Raw genomic sequence first — 13,097 nt, 5'->3', positions numbered from 1 at the left:
GCCATGAACGCGGGAGCCCCAATCTCCACACCCAATCCCGAGGTCGATCCCTCCGTCGCCTGGATCATCTCCACCGGCAAGCGCGGCCACGAGGTGAAGGGCATCGGCCTCGCCGAAGCGCTGGGGCTGGAGCCGGTGGTGAAGCAGGTGACGCTGGGCTTCCCCTGGTCGCTGCTTGCCCCGCGCGGCCCGGCCCCACGCGCGCCGGCGCTCGCCGGTCCGCCCTGGCCGGCGGTGGTCTTCGCCTCGGGTCGACGCACCATCCCCTTCGCGCAGGCGATGCGGCGGAGGGTCGGCGGCGCCAGCCTCATCGTGGCGCTGGACGATCCCGGCATCCCGCCCGACCGCTTCGATTTCGTCTGGGCCAGCCGGCACGATCCGGTGACCGGCCCGAACGTGCTGAAGACGCTGACCGCGCCGCACCGGCTGACCGCCGAGCGCATCGTGCAGGAAGGCCGGGCGCTGAAGGCCCGCCTCGGCGACCTCGCCTACACGGCCGATGCGCCGCTGGTCGGCGTCATGCTCGGCGGTCCCTCGAAGGCCTACCACTTCGGCGTCGACGAGGCGGTGGCGCTCGGCGAGACCCTCGCCCATCTCCAGCGCCGCGACGGCGCGCGCATCATCGTCACCGCCTCGCGCCGCACCCCGCCGGAGGCGCTGGCGGCGTTGGCCGATTATCTCGATCCCGAGCGCGCCCGGGTCTTCGACGGCGGCGGCGACAACCCCTATCCGGGCCTGCTGCATCTGGCGACGCACCTCGTCGTCACCTGCGACAGCGTCAACATGCTGGGCGAAGCCGCCTTCACCGGCCGCCCCGTCTATGCGGTGCGCCTGCCCGGCCGGGCCGGCAAGTTCGACAGCTTCCATAGCGGCATGGTCGCGCACGGCGCCATGCGCTGGTTCGAGGACCGGCTGGAGGACTGGAGCTACGAGCCGCTCGACTCCACCACCGAGATCGCCGCCGCGATCCGCGCCCGGCTCGGCAGGACGCCGTAGGCCCGATAGCGGGCGCCGTGCCTTGTCTGGACACGTTCCGGGAAACCCGATATGCGCGACGTCAGGTCGACAACGGGGGGCGTCGATGGACGTTGACGTCCGGCAGAAGGGTAACCGGTTCGACCTGAAGGTCGCCGGCGCCGATATCTTCTTTGAAGTCGCCAATCACGACTGCCCGCCGGACGTCTCCGCCGATTTCGCGGTCTGGGCGGCGCTGCCCTTCGCCATGCGCCGCGGCGAGAAGCTGCACGTGCGCGGCCGGGTCGATCCCGTCTCACTCGCCAATGCGCACGAACTCTCGCGCATCTGGTCGATGTGGGTGCCGGAAGCCTATACCCCGATCGAGGTGACCGCCGACGAGGTCGCGGTGACGCCGGCGGCGCCGAGCGAGGACGGCGTGCTGCTCTTTTCGGGCGGCGTCGATTCCACCTTCGCGCTCCTTGAGAACCTGGAAGCGGCGCGCCTCACCTCGGTGCTCACCGTCCACGGCCTCGACTACAGCCATGACGACACCGACGCGATCAATGCGCTGCTCGGCAAGACCCAGCCTTTGCTCGACCGCCACGGGCTGAACCGCATCGTCGTGCGCACCAATATCGGGCCGACCATGCGCCAACCGGGGCTGACGCACGGATTCATGCTCGCCACCTGCCTGTTCCTGTTCAATGGCGGCTTCCGGCAGGGCCATATCGCCGCCGACATCACCCCGCCGCAGGACTTCCTGACCTTTCCCTGGGGCACCAACCACATCACCAACGACCTGTTCGCCGCCAGCCACTACGGCATGCGTACGCTCGGCCAGAAGACGAGCCGCATCCGCAAGCTGGACGCCCTGCGCGAGGACGCGGTGGCGATGTCGGCGATCAGCTTCTGCGCCGCGCGCAAGATGCGCCCGCACAATTGCGGCGTCTGCTCGAAATGCGTGCGCACCAAGCTGATGATGATCGCGCTGACGGGGAGCTGCCCGGACATCTTCCTGGACACGAAGATCACCGACAAGCAGATCCGGCAGATCGACGCCCACTCCAACAAGTCGTTCCGCTTCGAGATCCTGCAGACCGCGCGCGAGCGCGGTCATCTCGACAAGCTCGGCGCGCTCGAACAGCACATGCAGCGCGGGATCCGAGCCACCCGCCGGCGTGCGGCGACCGCGCGCGTGATGAAGCGCATCCGGCACATCGGCTCGAAGCTGCTGCCGTTCTGAGGCGCCGCCTCCGGGCGCCTCCCGACTGGACTTGCCACCTGAAAATCGCTAGTCCCCACGCCGGTTGATCACGCGGCGAGGGAGGCGTCGGCCATGGACGTCGACGTCCGGCAGAGCGGCAATCGTTTCGACGTCGAGTTCGACGGCCGCTCGATCTATTTCGAGGTGTCCGGCTTCGACGTGCCCGACCCCGCCCCACGCGACTTCGCCGTCTGGGCGAGTCTGCCCTTCGCCATGCGCCGCGGCGGGCGGCTGCACATCAAGGGCACGGTCGACCCCGCGGTGCTGGAAAACGCCCGCAAGCTCGCCCGCATCTGGTCGATGTGGCTGCCGGAAACCTATTCGCCGGTGACCATCAGCGCCGATGCCGAGGCCGTGCCCCCGCCGCCCGCGAGCGATGGCGGCGTGCTGCTCTACTCCGGCGGCGTCGATTCCACCTATGCGCTGGTGCGGGCGATGCAGGGCGAGGGGCTCGCGGGCGTCCTCACCGTTCACGGCATGGATTACGGCCACCGCGACGAGGCGGCCATCGCCGCGCTGCTGGAGAAGACCCAGCCGCTGCTCGATCGCTACACCCTGCCGCGTTTCGTGGTGCGCACCGATCTCGGCCGGCAGGCCCGCCAGCTCGGCCTCACCCACGCCTTCGTGCTCTCCAGCTGCCTGTTCCTGCTCAGCTCGAGCTTCGGGCGCGGCCACATCGCCGCCGATATCACGCCGGAACAGGACTTCCTCGCCTTTCCCTGGGGCACCAACCACATCACCAACCCGCTCTTCGCCGGCAGCCATTTCCGGCTGGAGACGCTGTCGCTCGACGTCAGCCGCATCCACAAGCTCGACCTGCTGCGCGACGACCCGGTGGCGCTGAAGGCGATCAGCTTCTGCGGCGTGAAGGCGATGCGCCCGCACAATTGCGGCGAGTGCGCCAAATGCATGCGCAACAAGACGATGTTCGTCGCGCTCTCCGGCGACTGCCCTGATATCTTCCTGAAGCCGGGCGTCACAGAGGCCCGCATTCGCAAGCTGGACGTCGCCTCCAACGTCGCCTTCAAGCACTACGCCGAGATCCTCGAGGTCGCCCGCGAGCGCGGCTTCCTCGACCGCCTGCCGGGGCTGGAGGCACACGTCGCCGCCGGCATCGCCGCCCGCCGCCGCCGCGCCGCGCGCGCCCGCATCGCCCAGAAGGTGAAGCTATACGCCTCGAAATACCTGAAGTTCTGACCGCCAACCGGACTGCGGCCCCGCGCCCGCGGCACGGGCCTGAGCTATCAGCCCGCCGGATCCAGCGGCACGATCGGCGCGTCCTTGGTCTGGGTGAGCGTCAGCGCCGTCTTGACGTTGCGCACATTCGGCGCCCCGGTCAGCTCCAGCACGAAGTTCTGGAAGGTGCGCAGGTCCGGCGCCACGCACAGCAGCAGGAAGTCGGTCTCGCCCGAGAGCATCCAGCACGACCGCACCAGCGGCCAGCGCTCCACCTGCTCGGAGAAGGCGGCAAGGTCCGCTTCCGCCTGGCTGACGAGATGCACCATGGCGAAGGCCATCAGGTCGTAGCCGAGCAGCTTCTCGTCGAGCAGCGCCCGGTAGCCCTTGATGAGGCCCTCTTCCTCGAGCGTGCGCACCCGCCTGAGGCACGGCGGCGCCGAGATGCCGACCCGGGTCGACAATTCGACATTGGTGATCCGACCGTCCGCCTGCAGCTCGCGCAGGATGTTGCGGTCGATGTCGTCGATGCGGCGTACCACGCGCAGCCTCCGCTCGGGCGATCGCCGCCCGCGTGCGCCGCAACATAGTCGCTACCCGCCACAGCGCAATATTATTTCGCGTCAATCTTCTCTGGACAACTTTCGGATAAGAGCAGGGCTCCTTGCAGGATGCACCGTCAGATCCTACATTTTCGCATGGCTCGCACTCTCCCGCGCGCGGGGATTGCGAATGGCTCATACCTTCGGGCGCCTGCCGCCGGCGCCCGGTGATTGAAAGCGACCCTTCCATGTCGGCCTCACCGTCGGCTTCGCCGACCCGCGTCAAGCTGCTCATCATCGGCTCCGGCCCCGCCGGCTACACCGCCGCGATCTATGCCGCCCGCGCCATGCTCGAGCCGGTGCTGATCCAGGGCCTGCAGCCCGGCGGCCAGCTCACCATCACCACCGACGTCGAGAACTACCCCGGCTTCGCCGACCCGATCCAGGGTCCCTGGCTGATGGAGCAGATGCAGGCGCAGGCCGAGAATGTTGGCACCCGCATCGTCACCGACATCGTGACGAAGGCGGACCTCTCGCGTCGCCCCTTCCGGCTGGAGACCGACAGCGGCGCCGTCTGGCTCGTCGACGCGCTCATCCTGGCCACCGGCGCGCAGGCCCGCTGGCTCGACCTCGATTCCGAGCAGGCCTATCGCGGCCACGGTGTTTCGGCCTGCGCGACCTGCGATGGCTTCTTCTATCGCGGCAAAGAAGTCATCGTCGTCGGCGGCGGCAATACGGCCGTCGAGGAGGCGCTCTTCCTCACCAATTTCGCCGCCAAGGTCACGGTCGTGCACCGGCGCGACAGCTTCCGGGCCGAGCGCATCCTGCAGGAGCGCCTGTTCGCCCACCCCAAGGTCGAGGTGGTATGGAACGCGGCGCTGCATGAGGTGAAGGGCCAGCACGACCCGCACAAGGTCACCGGCGTGGTGCTGAAGCATCTGAACTCCGGCACGCTGGAAGAGCGCAACGTCGACGGCGTCTTCATCGCCATCGGCCACGCCCCGGCGATCGAACTCATCGCCGGCCAGCTCCGGCTGAAGCCCTCGGGCTATGTCTGGACCGCACCGGACTCGACCGCCACCTCGGTCGAGGGCGTGTTCGCGGCCGGCGACGTGGCCGACGACGTGTTCCGGCAGGCGGTCACCGCCGCCGGCATGGGCTGCATGGCGGCGCTGGAGGCCGAGCGCTTCCTCGCCGCCCACCATTCCCTCGCCGACGCCGCGGAGTGACCATGGACCGGGAACGCGGACGGGGCATGGACTGGGACAAGCTGAAGGTGTTCCACGTCGCGGCGGAAGCGGGCTCCTTCACCCATGCGGGCGAGGCCCTCGGTCTGTCGCAGTCGGCGGTCAGCCGGCAGGTCTCGGCGCTGGAGCAGGAACTGAAGGTTCCCCTGTTCCACCGCCACGCCCGCGGCCTCATCCTGACCGAGCAGGGCGATCTGCTCTACCGGACGGCGCACGACGTCTTCATGAAGCTGGAGGCGGCGCGCGCCAAGCTCACTGACAGCCGCGAGAAGCCGAACGGCGAATTGCGGGTGACCACCACGGTCGGTCTCGGCACGCACTGGCTCACCGCCCGTATCGGCGAGTTCCTCGAGCTTTACCCGGACATCCGCATCACGCTCATCCTCACCGACGAGGAACTCGACCTCGCCATGCGCGAGGCGGACGTCGCCATCCGCCTGCGCCAGCCGGTGCAGCCGGACCTGATCCAGCGCAAGCTGTTCACCGTCCATTTCCACGCCTTCGCCTCGGCCGACTATCTCAAGCGCAACGGCCATCCGCGCACGCTCGATGAACTCGACAAACACCGCATCATCCTGCTGGGCGGACCGATCCCGAGCTATTTCCAGGCGCTGAACTGGCTGGAGCGCGCCGGCCTCGAGGACGCGCAGGAGGCCCGCGTGCCGGCGCTGTCGGTGAACAACGTTCTCGGCCTCAAGCGGGCGGTGGAACGCGGCGTCGGCATCGGCATCATACCGGACTATCTGCTGGAGGATTCCGGCTCGCTGGTTCAGCTTTTCGCCGAGCGCCCCACGCCGACGCTCGAAGCCTATTTCGTCTACCCGCAGGAAATGCGGTCGGTCGCGCGCATCCAGGTGTTCCGCGACTTCCTCGTCGCCAAGGCCCAGCGCTGGAATTTCTGAAGCGCTCAGCGCGGTGCCGCGCCGAGCCCCTCCACGACCTCGCGCGCCGCAAAGAGGCCGGCGCGACGCCAGCCTTCGTCATTGTCGCTGCGGAAGCTGAACAGCCGCTGCAGCACCACGCGCCCCGATCCCACCTCGATCAGGGCGAGCTTCATCGACATCACCAGCGTGCTCATCTTGTGCACGCCGCCGACCAGCAGAAGCGAGGCGCCCTCCTCCCGCGCCGCCGCGCGCAGCCGCTCCATCGCCGGCCCGTCATTGCCGCAGCCTGATTCGGCGCAGGCGAGCGCAACGACCCGGATGCCGCCCGAATCAGCGAGCCGCTCGCGCAGCGCTGCGGCAAGGGCGCGCAGCCGGGCGTTATGCTCGGGCGTCTGATCGCGCGCCTCGCCCGATGAATCGGAAAAATCGATGCCTGCGATGGCGACCGTGGTTCCGGCCGCCCGCCCTGCGGTCGCTGCGCAGCAAAGCACCGCAGTGACGATAAAAGCGAGCAATATCCGCGACATGATAACCGCCCCCCGGAAGCGGGTCACGCGTGCGGCGCGGCAGGCGGCCCGGCAGGCTGGAGAATGACACGGCCGCGCCCCCCCGCCACGGCCTTGGCAGCAGCTAAATTCGAAGCAATTTTGCTCATAAACACGGCCAATACGGCAGTGCATGCCTGCCATGCAGGCAAAATCCATTGAGTTATGCCGAGTCGCTAGGCATATTGCATATGCGCTGTAGGCACCTCGGTGCTCTCAGCTGTTCCCCTCTGGAAGGTTCGTCACTTCGGTGGCGATACTTGCCGGGCTTCTCCTCGAAGCCCGGCTTTTTCTTTTTGGGGCCTGCGTCGCCCGCCACCCTTGCACTGGCGGGTCGACGGAAGAGAATGCCGATGCGTCGAGCTCCGATACGGTCGGCGAACGGATAAGGGCGATGAACGAAGCCTCTCCCCCACCCCGCGTTTCGATCCTGCGGCTGCGCACGGGGTTTCTCGTGCTGCTGGCGCTGGGCATTGTTTCCGCCATGGCCGGGCGCTGGATCGCCACCCTGTTTCATCTCGGTGCCGGATGGGCGGCGCTGCTCGGCCTTGCCGTCTCCCTGCTCGCCGGCGCACTGCTGGCGGGTCTGGGGACACGCAGCTATGTGGCGGTGGCCGTGCTGGTCACGCTGCTCGCCATGTACACGGCGTATGATTTCGCGCGCGGCCCGGTCGACTGGTCGCAGGGCTGGGCGGCGGCCTTCGCGCTGCTGCCGGCCCTCCTGCTGGGCGCCGCCTTCTGGGACTTCCGGCGGCTGGTCGGCGAGCTGCGCCGCTGGGCGCAGCTTGACCTTTCGTGAGCGTTGACCCTGGCGCCGGGCCATGGTCCATCGCCCTTCCGCTCCGCGCTGGATGTCCCCGCCATGACCTTCCTGTCGAACCTGCTGCCGCCTGCCGTCGCCCCGATCGTGATGCTGTTCGCCTCGAACGTCTTCATGACCTTCGCCTGGTACGGCCATCTGAAGCACAAATCGTCGCCGATCCTGATCGCCATCCTGGCGAGCTGGGCCATCGCCTTCTTCGAATACTGCCTCGCCGTGCCCGCCAACCGGATCGGATCGGCGACCTACGCCACCGCCGAACTCAAGACCATTCAGGAAGTGATCACGCTGGTGGTGTTCGCCGGCTTCTCGGTGTTCTGGCTGAAGGAGCCGCTCGGCTGGAACCACGCCATCGGCTTCGCCTTCATCGCATTGGGCGCCTGGTTCATCTTCCAGAAGTGGTGACCGTCAGTCGGCCGGCCCGACCCTCAGCACGCGCCCGTTGCGGGCATCGTCGGTCAGGAGCCACAGCGCGCCATCGGGGCCTTGTCGCACATCCCGGATACGTGCCCTGAGGTCTTCCAGCAGCGCTTCCGTCTCGATCACCTGGGTGCGCGCCGGGTCGAGCCTCAGTCGCGTCAGCCGCAGGCCCGAGAGCCCACCGGTGAACAGATCACCTTTCCATCCGGGCAAGAGATCGCCGGTATAGAAGGCGAGGCCGGACGGCGAGATCGAGGGGTCCCAGACGTGCACCGGCGGCTCCATCCCCGGCTTGGCCGTCCCCTCGCCGATGCGGCCGCCGCCATATTCGCGGCCATAGGAGACGATCGGCCAGCCATAGTTCTTCCCGGCCTCGGGGCGATTGAGTTCATCGCCGCCGCGCGCCCCGTGCTCCACGGTCCAGAGCTGGCCGGTGGCGGGATCGATCGCCGCGCCCTGCATGTTGCGGTGGCCGAGGCTCCATATCTCCGGCCGCGCTCCTTCCCGCTCGCGAAAGGGATTGTCGCCCGGCACCGAGCCATCGGCGTTGATCCGCACCACCTTGCCGATATGGGTCGAGAGCTGCTGCACCTGCGAGCGCAGCGAGCCGCGGTCACCCAGGGTCACGAACAGCCCGCCGTCGCGCCCGAAGGCGAGGCGGGAGCCGAAATGAGTGCCCCCGCCTGCCGCTGGTTGCTGCCGGAAGATGACCTCCAGATCCTCGAGCCGCGCCATGCCGTCGCTCTCGGTCAGCCGGCCGCGCGCGACGCTGGTACCGGCCCCGCCCTCGCGCGGCTCGGCATAGCTCAGATAGACGAAGCCGCTTTCCCCGAAATCGGGCGCCAGGGCCACGTCGAGCAGCCCGCCCTGCCCGCGCGCAGAAACCTCCGGCGCGCCGGCGACGGGAGATGAAAGCTCGCCGCCGGGGCTGACAATGCGCAGCCGACCGGGACGCTCGGTCACCAGAAGCCGGCCATCCGGCATGAACGCGAGGCCCCAGGGATGCTCCAGCCCGGTCGCGACCGTCTGAACGACGAGCGGCCCGCTGGACGAGGACACGCGCACATCCGGCTGCGCGGACGCTGGATCGCCGGCAAGCAGGAACAGCGCAAGACCGGCGGCCGGCAGGCGAAAGAGGTGGCTCAAGAGGGCGCTCCGTGATGCATCGCCCTCTTAACGCAAGGTCAGCCTGCAAGGTTCGCGCGTTCCGCCACGTACGCGTGACAAGCTCGTGAGCCGCGGCCTTCGACCGGCTAGTACCGTGCGGCCGCCGCCCCGCTCGTGGCGCTCATCCGCTGGTCGTTGGGCGAGAGCGCCAGCGGCGGCCAGCAGACGAAAGCTTCCGTGTGGCGGTAGACGGTGTTCTTCACCCCGTCGAGGCTGAAGGCGCGATAGGGCCGCATGCCGGTGGCGAACTCGAACATGCGGTTCTCCAGCGGAAAACAGCGGGCGAGATAGCGGGCCGCCCCCGCGGGCGACATGACATAGGCGCAACTGCCGAACTGGCCGCGCAGCCGCACCGCGGCCGGCCAGTCGGTCTGGGCGGCAAAGGCGTCCATCTGCGCGGGGCTCGGATATTTCACCGAGAAGCTGCACATCGTGTCGGCATCGGCGACGATGCGGATGTTGACCGGATGGTCGGTGTTGAAGCCGAGCGAGACGATGTCGAAGCCCGGCACCCGCGCCAGAACGGCATCCAGCTTTTCCACAAAATCCCGCCGCAGCCGCACATCGTCCTCGAACACGATGATCGGCGCGCCACTCTCGATGCAGCGCAGCCAGAGCGCGCGATGCGACAGCGCCGCGCCCAGCATGCCCGGCGCGATCCGCGCCGCCGGCGACAGCTGGCCGCTCGCGACCAACGCGGCAAGATCGACGTCCTTGCCCTCGACCGCGTCGAAGCGTTCGAGGCGCAGGCCGACATCGCCGTTCAGCTTGCGAAAAACCCGCCAGCGCTCCGGCTGGCGCGCGAGGTTGATGACATAGCAGGCCCACGCCGCGACCGACACGCGACTATCTCCCATCCCGAGCCCACACGAGGTGGGATTAGGACCGATCCGGCATGGATGGCAAGAGGGGCGCGAGACTGAATTCGATCAGCCCATCCGGCCGCCGCGGCCCGTCACCCGGCGCCGACGCGCGGAGGGCTTGAGCGTATCGCGCAACATGAAGCTGCTCAGCACGCAAAGCCCGGCGAACACCGCCAGCAGCACGGCGCCCACGGCGACGCGCCCATCCGTCCCCATCGTCGCCGCGTCGATCGGGGCGGCGCTGGCGCGGTCGAGCCCGAGCAGGAACAGCACCGCAACGATGGCGCAGGTCAGCACCCCGACCACAGCGGCTTCCATGAGGGCACGGCGGGCGCGCCGCCCCTCCGAACCCCGGAGTTCGCCGGCAATGACGACCTGCTTGTGCGACATGGCGTGATCCCCGCTCACCCGAATCGATAGTCCCGATGCGGAAGAGGTTCGCGGCCGAACGCGGCTCCGCTTCGACCCTACTTGGGCGAACCCTTGCGATTTCAAGGCAATTCGGAGGCATTCCGTTAACGATGCCGGGGCAGCGATACCGCGGGAGCCGATGGCGGAATGCCGCGCGTGGTTAACGCGCGGCCGTGACAAGGGCCGGCTGCGGACGCCAGTCCATCGTCACATGCCCGGGCTCCGCCGCGACCCGGTCGAGCCAGCCGCGTACGGCCGGAAACGGAGCGAGGTCGAAATCGACCTCGCCGGCCACATGGGTGTTGGCATAAAGCGCGATGTCGGCAACGGAAAAGGCGTCGTCCACGAAGAAGCGGCGGCGGGCGAGATGGCGTTCCATCACGCCGAGCGCGGCGTAGCCATCCTCCATCCAGCGGTCGACATCGTGGGTCCGCAGGTCGCGCCCGCCCTTCACCAGCGTCAGCCAGAACCGGGCGACGCCGATCGCCGGCTCGTGGCTGTGCTGCTCGAAGAACATCCACCGCAGCACCTCGGCGCGCGACAGCCGGTCCTCGGGGAGGAAGCGCGTGCCCTCGGCGAGATAGACGAGGATGGCGTTCGATTCGGGCAGGAAACGGGTACCGGGCAGTTCGAGCAGCGGCACCCGGCCTTCCGGGCTCTTCATCAGGAATTCGGGCGTGCGGTTCTCGCCCTTCAGCAGGTCGACATCGACCAGCTGGAAAGGTCGGCCAAGTCGCGCGAGCAGCAGCCGTACCTTGTAGCTGTTGCCCGATTTCTGCATGGAATGGAGCTTCAGCACCCCGACCCCTCCGACAGCCCCCGCCGTACCGGGCGGTCTGTCGCACCGCCGCGGCTGCCCGCAGGTGGGGAAATGCTTGCTCCCTCGCAAGGCCTCGACTAGTTGTCGCGCGCAAAACATCCGCAAGGAGCCCGGCCATGAGCCTGCTGTCCGCTGCCATCAAGCGCATCAATCCCTCGCAGACCATCGCGATTTCCAACAAGGCGCGGGAACTGAAAGCGGCCGGGCGCGACATCATCGCGCTGTCGGCGGGCGAGCCGGATTTCGAGACGCCGGAGAACATCAAGGAAGCCGCCATCGCCGCCATCCGCCGCGGCGAGACGCGCTACACCGCCGTCGACGGCATCCCGGAACTCAAGGCGGCCATCGTCGCCAAGTTCAAGCGCGAGAACGGGCTCGACTACAAGCCGAACCAGGTCAGCGTCGGCACCGGCGGCAAGCAGGTGCTGTTCAACGCGCTGGTCGCCACCGTCGATCCCGGCGACGAGGTCGTCATCCCCGCGCCCTACTGGGTGAGCTATCCCGACATCGTGCAGTTCGCCGGCGGCACCGTGGTGCCGGTGGCGACGCGGCTGGAGGATAATTTCAAGCTCCGCCCCGAGGCGCTGGAGAAGGCGATCACGCCGAAGACCAAATGGCTGATCTTCAACTCGCCGTCGAACCCGACCGGCGCCGCCTATACCCGCGCCGAGCTGAAGGCGCTCACCGACGTGCTGGTGAAGCATCCGCATGTGTGGATCCTCACCGACGACATGTACGAGCACCTCGTCTATGACGATTTCGAGTTCGTCACCCCGGCGCAGGTCGAGCCCTCGCTCTACGACCGCACGCTGACCATGAACGGCGTCTCGAAAGCCTACTGCATGACCGGCTGGCGCATCGGCTACGCCGCAGGCCCGGCCGAGCTGATCAAGGCCATGGGCACGCTGCAGTCGCAGTCCACCTCGAACCCCTCCTCCATCGCTCAATGGGCGGCGGTCGAGGCGCTGAACGGGCCGCAGGACTTCATTCCGGCCAACAACAAGGTGTTCAAGGAGCGACGCGACCTCGTCGTCTCGATGCTCAACCAGGCGCGGGGGCTCACCTGCCCCAAGCCCGAGGGCGCATTCTACGTCTACCCGTCCTGCGCGGGCCTGATCGGCAAGAAGACCCCGGCCGGCAAGGTCATCGCGACCGACGAGGACTTCGCCGGCGAACTGCTCGAGGCCGAAGGCGTGGCGGTCGTGCATGGTTCGGCCTTCGGCCTCGGCCCGGCCTTCCGCATCTCCTACGCCACCGCGACGAAAGACCTCGAGGAATCCTGCCTGCGTATCCAGCGCTTCGCAGGCTCGCTGGTCTGAGCCGAAAAATAGCGAAGGGCGCCCCGGAGGCGCCCTTTTCTTTGGCGATCCGCGGTTCTACCGATTTACCAGCCGGCCGCTTTTGCGGCTGGTGCGCACCAGGGGCAACGACCCCAAGGAGAAACCATCATGTTCGCCAAGCTTTCGGCCCGCACGGCGCTCGCCGCTCTTGTCGTGGCCGGCACCGCCGCCCTCGCCACCTCGCCCGCCTCCGCCCAGTCGACCCGCCGCGTTCAGGTCGGCACGCTGGAGTGCCTGGGCAGCCCGTCGGTGAGCTTCATCATCGGCTCGCGGCGCACCTTCAACTGCACCTTCCGCACCCCGAACGGCCGCTTCCCCTATGAGGGCACGATCAATCGCTGGGGCCTCGACGTCGGCGTCACCGGCGCCAACGTGCTGCTGTGGTCGGTGCTCGCCCCGACCAAGAAGATCGACGGCCGCCGCGACCTCACCGGCTCCTATGCCGGCGTCTCCGGCTCGGTGGCGCTCGGCCTCGGCGTTGCCGGCAATGCGCTGGTCGGCGGCTCCAACAACACCATCGCGCTGCAGCCGCTCAGCGTCGAAGCGCAGACCGGCGTCAACCTCGCCGTCGGCGTGTCGAGCTTCCGCCTGCGCTCGCGCTGATCGCGCCACGAGCCTGCGCCTTGCCACCACGGCCCTGC

At 68.3% G+C, this 13,097-nt stretch carries 15 protein-coding genes; 9 read left to right on the top strand and 6 right to left on the bottom strand.

Annotation, left to right across the window (positions count from 1 at the left end; genetic code table 11):
- Positions 1 to 3: 3 nt before the first annotated feature.
- From ACEUEL_RS04275 to ACEUEL_RS04265, 3 genes are all read left to right on the top strand, one after another.
- Positions 4 to 996, top strand: a complete 993-nt coding sequence (locus ACEUEL_RS04275; RefSeq protein WP_405702499.1) for a mitochondrial fission ELM1 family protein — start codon at positions 4 to 6, stop codon at positions 994 to 996.
- Between the two features lie 85 nt (positions 997 to 1,081).
- On the top strand, positions 1,082 to 2,200 hold the full coding sequence (locus tag ACEUEL_RS04270; protein ID WP_405702496.1) for a hypothetical protein: 1,119 nt from the start codon (positions 1,082 to 1,084) through the stop codon (positions 2,198 to 2,200).
- A gap of 93 nt (positions 2,201 to 2,293) precedes the next feature.
- Positions 2,294 to 3,418 carry an adenine nucleotide alpha hydrolase family protein gene (locus ACEUEL_RS04265; RefSeq protein ID WP_405702495.1) on the top strand — a complete coding sequence of 375 codons (1,125 nt, stop codon included), beginning with the start codon at positions 2,294 to 2,296 and terminating at the stop codon, positions 3,416 to 3,418.
- Positions 3,419 to 3,465: 47 nt separating this feature from the next.
- On the opposite strand, the gene ACEUEL_RS04260 is transcribed toward ACEUEL_RS04265, so the two are convergent.
- Entirely contained in the window at positions 3,466 to 3,939 is a 474-nt protein-coding gene (locus ACEUEL_RS04260; RefSeq protein WP_405702492.1) for an Lrp/AsnC family transcriptional regulator, read from the bottom strand.
- A gap of 248 nt (positions 3,940 to 4,187) precedes the next feature.
- Here ACEUEL_RS04260 and trxB point away from each other — a divergent pair, with 248 nt between their 5' ends.
- Both trxB and ACEUEL_RS04250 read left to right on the top strand, forming a co-directional pair.
- Positions 4,188 to 5,168 carry a thioredoxin-disulfide reductase gene (gene trxB, locus ACEUEL_RS04255; protein WP_405702490.1) on the top strand — a complete coding sequence of 327 codons (981 nt, stop codon included), beginning with the start codon at positions 4,188 to 4,190 and terminating at the stop codon, positions 5,166 to 5,168.
- A gap of 26 nt (positions 5,169 to 5,194) precedes the next feature.
- On the top strand, positions 5,195 to 6,088 hold the full coding sequence (locus ACEUEL_RS04250; protein WP_405706559.1) for a LysR family transcriptional regulator: 894 nt from the start codon (positions 5,195 to 5,197) through the stop codon (positions 6,086 to 6,088).
- Between the two features lie 5 nt (positions 6,089 to 6,093).
- Here the strand turns inward: ACEUEL_RS04250 and ACEUEL_RS04245 are convergent, their stop codons facing one another.
- On the bottom strand, positions 6,094 to 6,774 hold the full coding sequence (locus ACEUEL_RS04245) for a DUF2380 domain-containing protein (RefSeq protein ID WP_405702487.1): 681 nt from the start codon (positions 6,772 to 6,774) through the stop codon (positions 6,094 to 6,096).
- 235 nt (positions 6,775 to 7,009) lie between these two features.
- Here ACEUEL_RS04245 and ACEUEL_RS04240 point away from each other — a divergent pair, with 235 nt between their 5' ends.
- Together ACEUEL_RS04240 and ACEUEL_RS04235 are read left to right on the top strand one after the other, a co-directional pair.
- Complete coding sequence (locus ACEUEL_RS04240) at positions 7,010 to 7,414, top strand: hypothetical protein (protein WP_405702485.1); 405 nt, start codon at positions 7,010 to 7,012, stop codon at positions 7,412 to 7,414.
- A gap of 63 nt (positions 7,415 to 7,477) precedes the next feature.
- Entirely contained in the window at positions 7,478 to 7,840 is a 363-nt protein-coding gene (locus ACEUEL_RS04235) for a DMT family protein (protein WP_405702484.1), read from the top strand.
- Between the two features lie 3 nt (positions 7,841 to 7,843).
- On the opposite strand, the gene ACEUEL_RS04230 is transcribed toward ACEUEL_RS04235, so the two are convergent.
- From ACEUEL_RS04230 to ACEUEL_RS04215, 4 genes are all read right to left on the bottom strand, one after another.
- Positions 7,844 to 9,001 (bottom strand): PQQ-dependent sugar dehydrogenase, encoded by a 1,158-nt coding sequence (locus ACEUEL_RS04230; RefSeq protein WP_405702482.1) that lies wholly within the window; start codon positions 8,999 to 9,001, stop codon positions 7,844 to 7,846.
- 107 nt (positions 9,002 to 9,108) lie between these two features.
- Positions 9,109 to 9,864, bottom strand: a complete 756-nt coding sequence (locus ACEUEL_RS04225) for a glycosyltransferase family 25 protein (protein WP_405702481.1) — start codon at positions 9,862 to 9,864, stop codon at positions 9,109 to 9,111.
- A gap of 87 nt (positions 9,865 to 9,951) precedes the next feature.
- A complete protein-coding gene (locus ACEUEL_RS04220) occupies positions 9,952 to 10,275 on the bottom strand; it encodes a hypothetical protein (protein WP_405702479.1) in 324 nt (107 codons plus the stop codon).
- A gap of 181 nt (positions 10,276 to 10,456) precedes the next feature.
- Positions 10,457 to 11,095 carry a glutathione S-transferase family protein gene (locus tag ACEUEL_RS04215; protein ID WP_405702478.1) on the bottom strand — a complete coding sequence of 213 codons (639 nt, stop codon included), beginning with the start codon at positions 11,093 to 11,095 and terminating at the stop codon, positions 10,457 to 10,459.
- 137 nt (positions 11,096 to 11,232) lie between these two features.
- Between ACEUEL_RS04215 and ACEUEL_RS04210 the strand changes: the two genes are divergently transcribed.
- Both ACEUEL_RS04210 and ACEUEL_RS04205 read left to right on the top strand, forming a co-directional pair.
- On the top strand, positions 11,233 to 12,435 hold the full coding sequence (locus ACEUEL_RS04210; protein ID WP_405702477.1) for a pyridoxal phosphate-dependent aminotransferase: 1,203 nt from the start codon (positions 11,233 to 11,235) through the stop codon (positions 12,433 to 12,435).
- Positions 12,436 to 12,564: 129 nt separating this feature from the next.
- On the top strand, positions 12,565 to 13,059 hold the full coding sequence (locus ACEUEL_RS04205) for a DUF992 domain-containing protein (RefSeq protein ID WP_405702474.1): 495 nt from the start codon (positions 12,565 to 12,567) through the stop codon (positions 13,057 to 13,059).
- Positions 13,060 to 13,097 lie beyond the last annotated feature (38 nt).

It is taken from the genome of Ancylobacter terrae (assembly GCF_045108345.1).
In the GTDB taxonomy this organism is placed as follows: Bacteria; Pseudomonadota; Alphaproteobacteria; order Rhizobiales; family Xanthobacteraceae; genus Ancylobacter.
Note: the sequence above shows the minus strand (reverse complement) of the source record. Positions and strands in the feature narration are given on the sequence as shown.

Excerpts from the sequence above, each read along its gene's own strand:
- ACEUEL_RS04235 (WP_405702484.1), top strand. The coding sequence starts at position 7,478 with ATGACCTTCCTGTCGAACCTGCTGCCGCCTGCCGTCGCCCCGATCGTG.
- ACEUEL_RS04205 (WP_405702474.1), top strand. The coding sequence starts at position 12,565 with ATGTTCGCCAAGCTTTCGGCCCGCACGGCGCTCGCCGCTCTTGTCGTG.
- ACEUEL_RS04270 (WP_405702496.1), top strand. The coding sequence starts at position 1,082 with ATGGACGTTGACGTCCGGCAGAAGGGTAACCGGTTCGACCTGAAGGTC.
- ACEUEL_RS04265 (WP_405702495.1), top strand. The coding sequence starts at position 2,294 with ATGGACGTCGACGTCCGGCAGAGCGGCAATCGTTTCGACGTCGAGTTC.
- ACEUEL_RS04250 (WP_405706559.1), top strand. The coding sequence starts at position 5,195 with ATGGACTGGGACAAGCTGAAGGTGTTCCACGTCGCGGCGGAAGCGGGC.
- ACEUEL_RS04240 (WP_405702485.1), top strand. The coding sequence starts at position 7,010 with ATGAACGAAGCCTCTCCCCCACCCCGCGTTTCGATCCTGCGGCTGCGC.
- ACEUEL_RS04210 (WP_405702477.1), top strand. The coding sequence starts at position 11,233 with ATGAGCCTGCTGTCCGCTGCCATCAAGCGCATCAATCCCTCGCAGACC.
- trxB (WP_405702490.1), top strand. The coding sequence starts at position 4,188 with ATGTCGGCCTCACCGTCGGCTTCGCCGACCCGCGTCAAGCTGCTCATC.
- ACEUEL_RS04220 (WP_405702479.1), bottom strand. The coding sequence starts at position 10,275 with ATGTCGCACAAGCAGGTCGTCATTGCCGGCGAACTCCGGGGTTCGGAG.
- ACEUEL_RS04245 (WP_405702487.1), bottom strand. The coding sequence starts at position 6,774 with ATGGATTTTGCCTGCATGGCAGGCATGCACTGCCGTATTGGCCGTGTT.
- ACEUEL_RS04275 (WP_405702499.1), top strand. The coding sequence starts at position 4 with ATGAACGCGGGAGCCCCAATCTCCACACCCAATCCCGAGGTCGATCCC.